The following is a 6,916-nucleotide window of genomic DNA, read 5'->3' as shown; positions in this document are numbered from 1 at the left end:
AGAGTTATTGGAAGTTTGACATGTGGTAAGGATTCGCTGTTAATAACACATTTTGATGTTGATCATTACAACGGCATTTCTGAGATACATAACTGGTGTAAGGACTTTAAATTCAGAAAGATATATTTGCCAAGATATATTTACAGAGATAAAGGCGTATATGATACGGATATATTTTTTAGGGATACAATAATGTACTATGCATATCTGAAACTGATAGGGAAGCCATACAGGCTTGATACTTTGCATGCATTTTTTGTTGATATAAAGGATATGGTACATAGAATTACAGATATCGAATGCGTAGGATGTCCGGATAGATTTAGGCTGGGAAACTATGATGTGGATGTTATATGGCCGGATAAGGATTATAAAGGGAAGCTGTTTATGCCTTTGTTTGAAGAACTGCCTTTCGATGAGAACGATCCAGAACTGTTAGAGCGTGCCAGAGCAGTAATTGAAGGCTATGCTGATGCTCTCGCGGAAGTATATATGCTGTATTCAGGTGGTGAGCAGTTTGAAATAAGTCAGGACATGGTAAATTACTTGTATGGAGAGCTTGAGGACGCTTATCAGCGGCTTGATGACTTTAGCGGTAATGTACCGGAACTAGAGAATAATGACTCTATAAGCAGTGCTAAAATCAGAAATATGAATGAGTGCAGCGTGGTAATAAAAAGTGAAGATGAGCTGCTAGCATTAGGAGATATTACACCCAGAATACTTAAGCGCATTAAAGGAAGATATGGAACTTCGTACAACATACTGAAGGTGCCGCATCATGGGACTAAGTCGTATTATTATAGTGGATTGCCAAAGAGTAACTACAAGCTTATCTCCAACAGCGGCCCATATAGGGTGGATTGGTCGATAGACAGAAGATATTATGATGTAAAAACCTGTATCTGTACAAATGATAATCCGGCCAGGTGTGACAGCCTTGCTAGGGGAATGATAGAATGCGCGAATTGCAATGTTACTGCAAAGAAGAATGCTGTCACTAAAATATAATAGAATTACTCACCATATATCAAAATAATCCATATAGTTACTGTGTAAAATTCCGATTTAAATACGTATAAATACCAAAACCATCACCCCAAAACCATCACCACGATAGTATAATTCCCCACAATTATGAAATATATAGTAAAATAGTACTGGTTATTTTAGGGACGTAAATCATTATTTAAAACAGTAACTCCCTCAAACAAACCAATCCTATAGACAAATAATAATAACTGCCCTATAGGAGTCTATATCAAACATCCAAAACAACTAAGAAAAGACAATACCTAACACATGAAAAAACAAATCCTCTGGCTTGCCCCCTATGTCCCGTACCCAAAAGTGCGGCATGCGGGTGGTAAGAACCTGAATTACTACATAAACTACATAAATGATACCGGGAAGTTTGACATAACCTTCATAGGGCTCGGATACGAGGATGAGCGGAAGAACGTAGAACTTGAAAAAACAGGCATAAAATCGGACATATACTACCGTGACCATTCCAAGGCTGATTATATCATCAGAAGAATTGTCAGCGGCTTTACGCTTATGAATCACTGGACAAAATACGCAAGGCAGCTGCTGCTATACGAGCATATGCAGCTTAGTAAGCGTATAAAGAGGTATAAGGCAGCAGGCGGGAATCCGGATATAGTGATGCTTCATTGGACCTCAATGGGGCTTATTATGCCTGAGATAAAGGCGCTGTTCCCGAATGCGAAGTACGTCATGGTCGAGGAAGATGTCACATATCTGGGATATCAGCGAAAATATGAGACCTTCAAGACAAACCAATGGAAGAGGCTGTACGAGACCCTTAAGAAGGCAGAGCTAAATGCTATAAAAAATGCGGATCTTGTAGTAACACTCAATCAGAAGGACACAAAACTTCTTATTCAGGATGGCATAGCTCCAGAGAAGATATATACGAGTACCCTGTATTTTGAGAATTACTATGATGTACAGAGAAAACCTGCTCCCGGGAACTTGCTATTCTATGGCGCGATGGACCGAGTAGAGAATTATGAAAGTGTTATAGACTTCATAGAGAACGTCATGCCGCTTCTTAAGGAGAATGATTACATACTTAATGTGGTTGGATCAAAACCCAATCCAAAGCTGATAGCAGCCGCAGAAAAGTTTAATCACGAGGCTGCTGCGCATGAATCAGAGCGTGGCCAAATGATAGCTGCTGATAATCGGTCTGAATCCGAGTATCAGCTTCAAGGATACGAGAATAATAAAATTAACGTTACAGGCTTTGTCGAGGACATACGCCCATACTTATCAGAAGCCATGTGCATGGTGGCGCCTTTAAAACTCGGAGCAGGTATAAAAGTAAAAGTGCTTGAAGCGATGTCTGCCGGAGTTCCGGTATTAACTAATGATATCGGGATTGAAGGAATATATGCAAAAGACAGAAAGGAATATATCCATTGCACTAATAGTGAAGAATTTGCGAACGGAATCAAGGAACTTTGCAATGATGATTCTAAAACGGATATGATCGGAAGGTGTGGCAGGGACTACATTCGAGATAATTTCAATCTGGATTCTAAACTTGAAGGGTTGATGGAGATGATGCAGAAACTATAATGTTATAAAAGACAACATTCGTTGTGTGCAATTAAAAATTTGTGTTTTTGGCGTAAATAGATTATCATTAATCTTTAAGGCTATTATATTAAGAAGAATAATAGCCTGGTTTTATTGTTTTTTTGAATAAGGAGTAATTAGTAAATGAAGAAAGCACTTATTACAGGTATTAACGGACAAGATGGATCATATCTTGCAGAGTTCCTGCTTGAGAAAAATTATGAAGTTCACGGTACTGTGCGTAGATCTTCCATATCTAATACAGCAAAGATAGACCATTTATTAGAGAATAACTCAATTAAGATTCACGATGCTGATATGTCAGATGCATCATCATTATTTAGATTGATTCATGAAATAGAACCGGATGAAATATATAATCTGGCTGCACAGTCTCATGTTCAGGTTTCATTTGACGCACCGGAATATACAGGAGAAGTGGATGCGCTTGGTGTCTTAAGGATCTTAGAGGCTGTTAGAGCTTTGGGGCTTGTTAATAAGACAAGAGTTTATCAGGCTTCAACATCAGAACTATATGGAAAAGTGGAGGAACTTCCGCAGAAGGAAACGACACCGTTTCATCCATACAGTCCTTATGCTGTTGCAAAACAGTATGGATTCTGGATGGTTAAGGAGTACAGAGAGGCTTATGGTATGTTTGCCGTGAACGGTATTCTTTTTAACCATGAATCTGAGAGAAGAGGCGAGAATTTTGTTACTCGTAAGATAACACTGGCAGCAGGTCGCATAGCAGAAGGACTGCAGGACCACCTTGAACTGGGTAATCTTGATTCTAAGAGAGATTGGGGCTATGCAAAGGACTATGTTGAGTGTATGTGGCTCATCATGCAGCAGGATAAGCCGGATGACTTCGTAATAGCGACCGGTGTGCAGCATACAGTTCGTGATTTCACAGAGAAAGCCTTTGCTGCAAATGGAATAAAGATCAGGTGGGAAGGATCAGGAGCAGAGGAAAAGGGCTATGATGCAGATACAGGGAAAATGCTTGTGTGTGTTAATGCAGAGTGGCTCCGTCCTACAGATGTAGATAACCTTTGGGGGGATCCGACCAAGGCAAAAGAAAAACTGGGATGGAATCCACAGAAAACAAGCTATGAACAACTTGTTGAAATTATGGCTAAACATGATAGAGAACTTGCGAAGCGTGAAAAAATGAGGGATAAGATTTAAGTATGAAAAAAGTATTAATCTTTGGAGTTGGAGGTTTTGTTGGTAGTTATCTTGCTGCTGAATTCAAAAGCCATGGATACGATGTATATGGAAGCGATCGCGTAGGGGTACAGAATACGCCTGATTTAGACGGGACTTATGTATGTGAATTGGAAGACGCAGATAGAGTGAAATCTATTGTAGCATCAGTTAAACCGACTCACATTGTTAACCTTGCGGCGATCAGTAATGTTGGATTGTCCTGGAAAATTCCACGCACTACAGTTGAAGTAAATGTATGCGGCTCTTTAAATATACTTGAGGCTGTCAGAGATACCGATATTGATACAAAAGTATTATTAATAGGCTCCAGCGAGGAATATGATATAGCAGATGGCCCTATGGCAGAGGATACAAAGCTTAATGCAAGTAATCCTTATGGTATATCAAAGGTAATGCTTGAGCAGTTCTCTTCTGTATATAGAAATTACTACAAGATGAAAGTCTATCATGTTCGGTCTTTCAATCATACAGGAGTAGGCCAGAGCGATAACTTTGTCATTCCATCATGGTGCAAACAGGCAGCAGAGATATCTTGCAGCGGGAAACCGGGCGTTATGAAAGTTGGAAATCTCAACGTGAGTAGAGACTTTAGTAATGTCAAGGATATTGTAAGAGCTTATCGCATGATTATTGAAAGCGATAATTGCGGAGAAGTATACAACGTAGGAAATGGACAGACCGTTCCGCTAAGAGAGTTGCTTGAATATATAACAAAGCTGTCTGAGCAACCTATAACAATCGAAACAGATCCCAAGCTGGTTAGGCCTATAGAAAATCCGGTGATATGGTGTGACCATAGTAAAATCTCAAAGGATTTGGGATGGGAACCCGAATATAATATTTTCGAGACAGCAAAAGAGCTTTTTGATTATTATGTCGAAATTGAAAAGGATATATAAAATAGATGTTAAAAGTGTTTGGATTGCTAATTACAATAATTAAAGCAATCAATATTACAAATTTTAAGTTTTTGGCAGATGCCTTTAAAAAGGGTGGATTCAAGCAGATTGTGTATGAAATGCATGCATACAAGCTTCGCCTCCAAGGATTTAGTGAACCAATTCATATTCCGGAAATAGTGGATAAAACAAAACACAAGTCGTTTAAAAATCTTGAAGAAATAGTATTTGAGAAAAGGGAGAACCCCTTAGTTTCTATTATTATACCCGTATATAATCAATTTAATTTCACGTATAATTGCTTATACAGTATCAAGAAAAATAGTGGGAATATCTCGTATGAGATTATTATTGCAGACGATGTATCTACAGATAATACTGTAAATTTAGCAGAAAAAGTAAAAAATATAAATATAATACGTAATCAAGAGAACCTCAGATTTTTGAAGAATTGCAATAATGCTGCTAAACAAGCCAGGGGTAAGTATATTCTGTTTCTAAACAATGATACGCAGGTGATGAAAAACTGGCTTGCACCGTTGGTAAAGCTTTTGGAAGAGGATGATAAGATTGGACTTGTTGGCTCAAAGCTTATTTATCCCACAGGAGAATTGCAGGAAGCAGGGGGAATTGTCTGGAGAGATGCCAGTGCCTGGAACTATGGCAATGGACAAAACCCTGAGAGAGCAGAGTATAATTATGTTAAGGAAACAGATTTTATTTCTGGGGCATCTATTTGTACGAGAAAGACATTATGGCAGGAACTTGGAGGATTTGATGAACTTTTAGCACCTGCTTACTATGAAGATGTTGATTATGCTTTCTCTGTAAGAAAAGCAGGATTTAAGGTAGTTTACCAGCCACTTTCTGTTGTTGCGCATTTTGAAGGAAAATCAAACGGTACAGATACCAGTACAGGCCTTAAAGCATATCAGGTGACCAATCAGGGCAAATTCTATGAAAAGTGGAAAGATGTGCTAGAGAAAGAACACTTTGATAATGGTACAAATGTATTCATTGCGAGAGACAGGAGCAGAAATAAAAAACACTTATTACTGATAGATCATTATATTCCCAAATATGATATGGATTCCGGAAGTAAATGTACTTTCATGTACTTAGAGCAGTTTGAGAAAATGGGCATGCAAGTTACATTTATAGGGGATAATTTTGCACCGGATGAACCATACAGAACAGAACTTACGCAGCAAGGAATAGAAATTCTTTGCGGAAGTCACTATATGAAGCATTGGGAAGAGTGGTTGTCAATAAATGGTAAGTATTTCGATTATGCATACACTCAAAGGCCTCATATAGCACCAAAGTATATTGATGCAATCAGAAAATATACAAATGCCAAGCTTTTCTATTTTGATGTTGATCTTGTTCATTTAAGAGAACAACGAGAGTATGAAATTAGTCATGATATAAAACTCAAGGAATCATCTGAAAAGTGGAAAAAAATAGAATTTGAGATATTTGATACCGCTGATGTTATTCATGTAGTTGGAAGCTATGAAGAAGAATACTTGAAGAAGCTGTTACCAGACAAGAAAATAAGAAATATTCCTATCTTTATATATACGGATGAAAAAAGCAATATAGAAAAGGATTTTGCAAAAAGAGAGGATATCTTATTTGTAGGAGGATTTGCACATCCGCCGAATCTTGATGCAGTAATGTGGTTTGCAAAAGAAATCTTCCCCGGGATAGTGAAGAAATATCCATCGATAAGATGGCATATTGTCGGAAGTAAACCGCCGGAAGAACTAATGAAGCTTGCCAGTGACAATATCATTATTGATGGCTTTTTGTCCGATGAGGAGCTTGAGGAACTCTATAGATCATGCAGAATAGCCGTGGTTCCCCTGCGTTATGGAGCCGGAGTAAAGGGGAAGGTTGTAGAGGCAGCCTATTATCAGATTCCCATGATAACGACACCTATCGGAGCAGAGGGTATACCGGATGATATGGATACAATGATAGTGAAAGAGTCTGCAGAAGATATAATGAATGCAATATGCGACTTATATGAGGATTATGAGAGGTTAAGGAAAATGTCTGATAATGGAAAAGCCTTTATCCAAAAGCATTATTCATTATCTGCAGTACGAGATGTTCTTAGTATGGATATGGACATATAAAGATTACATGGGACTTAATTGTGGAAAGTAAAG

The 6,916-nt window shown here is 38.2% G+C and carries 5 protein-coding genes; all 5 read left to right on the top strand.

What is annotated here, in order from left to right; translation table 11 throughout:
• Positions 1-1,011, top strand: a 1,011-nt coding sequence (locus tag G596_RS25160; protein ID WP_026671181.1) for a hypothetical protein, incomplete at its 5' end; no start/stop codon positions are given.
• A gap of 291 nt (positions 1,012-1,302) precedes the next feature.
• On the top strand, positions 1,303-2,607 hold the full coding sequence (locus G596_RS0103525) for a glycosyltransferase (RefSeq protein ID WP_022760459.1): 1,305 nt from the start codon (positions 1,303-1,305) through the stop codon (positions 2,605-2,607).
• Positions 2,608-2,751: 144 nt separating this feature from the next.
• On the top strand, positions 2,752-3,798 hold the full coding sequence (gene gmd / locus G596_RS0103520; RefSeq protein ID WP_022760458.1) for a GDP-mannose 4,6-dehydratase: 1,047 nt from the start codon (positions 2,752-2,754) through the stop codon (positions 3,796-3,798).
• Between the two features lie 2 nt (positions 3,799-3,800).
• Positions 3,801-4,739 carry a GDP-mannose 4,6-dehydratase gene (locus G596_RS0103515; protein WP_022760457.1) on the top strand — a complete coding sequence of 313 codons (939 nt, stop codon included), beginning with the start codon at positions 3,801-3,803 and terminating at the stop codon, positions 4,737-4,739.
• 5 nt (positions 4,740-4,744) lie between these two features.
• A complete protein-coding gene (locus G596_RS20740; RefSeq protein ID WP_022760456.1) occupies positions 4,745-6,883 on the top strand; it encodes a glycosyltransferase in 2,139 nt (712 codons plus the stop codon).
• The last annotated feature ends 33 nt before the right edge of the window (positions 6,884-6,916 follow it).

Source organism: Butyrivibrio sp. AD3002 (assembly GCF_000420905.1).
Classification (GTDB): Bacteria; Bacillota; Clostridia; order Lachnospirales; family Lachnospiraceae; genus Butyrivibrio.
Note: the sequence above shows the minus strand (reverse complement) of the source record. Positions and strands in the feature narration are given on the sequence as shown.

Excerpts from the sequence above, each read along its gene's own strand:
- G596_RS20740 (WP_022760456.1), top strand. The coding sequence starts at position 4,745 with ATGTTAAAAGTGTTTGGATTGCTAATTACAATAATTAAAGCAATCAAT.
- G596_RS0103515 (WP_022760457.1), top strand. The coding sequence starts at position 3,801 with ATGAAAAAAGTATTAATCTTTGGAGTTGGAGGTTTTGTTGGTAGTTAT.
- gmd (WP_022760458.1), top strand. The coding sequence starts at position 2,752 with ATGAAGAAAGCACTTATTACAGGTATTAACGGACAAGATGGATCATAT.
- G596_RS0103525 (WP_022760459.1), top strand. The coding sequence starts at position 1,303 with ATGAAAAAACAAATCCTCTGGCTTGCCCCCTATGTCCCGTACCCAAAA.